This window comes from Vibrio sp. 2134-1, from assembly GCF_033339495.1.
Genome location: NZ_JAWOUS010000585.1, coordinates 1 through 628, shown reverse-complemented (window position 1 = coordinate 628; position 628 = coordinate 1). Strand labels below are relative to the sequence as shown.

Sequence of the window (628 nt, the reverse complement as noted above, 5' to 3'; positions counted from 1 at the left end):
GTGACAAGTTACCGATCTTGTTGTGGGTATAACCAACGCCGAATTCAAAACGGTTCAGTTCGTCAAATGGGAAACCCCATGTCAAACTTGCACCATAACTTTGGTTGGTATAGTCAACGATACCCGCTTCCGATGCTTCAAATTCATCGTAGAAAATCTTACCGCCCAAGCTTACACCATCAAGGTTCCAGTATGGGTCGCGGTAGTCTAAGCTCACGTTCTTTTGATAGTCGTTCATCATCGCGTTGATACCAACGCGGTTACCGCTACCTAAGAAGTTGTCTTGTTGCAGACCAACTTGGAAGCTGACGCCCGATTCGGTACCGTAGCCAACACCAAAGTTTACACTGCCTGAGTTCGCTTCTTTAACCGAGTAAACCAGATCAACTTGATCATCACTACCTGGTACACGAACCGTTTGTACTTCTACGTTTTCAAAATAGCCAAGACGGTTAAGTCGAGTCTTACCAGTTTCAATCGACTTGGAGTTTAGCCAGCTACCTTCCATTTGGCGCATTTCTTCTTCGCGTTCGTCGATAGCTTTCTCACGCTCTGCCAATTGGTCTTCCATTAAGCCGTAGATTTCATCCATTCGACCTTGGTCAATATCGTCAGCGCCATCTTGTGT

Annotated in this window: 1 protein-coding gene; it reads right to left on the bottom strand. The window is 45.9% G+C overall.

Annotated elements, in window-relative coordinates; all coding sequences use genetic code 11:
• A partial coding sequence (locus tag R7R78_RS27365) for a BamA/TamA family outer membrane protein (protein ID WP_225474762.1) occupies window positions 1–628 on the bottom strand: 628 nt, incomplete at both ends.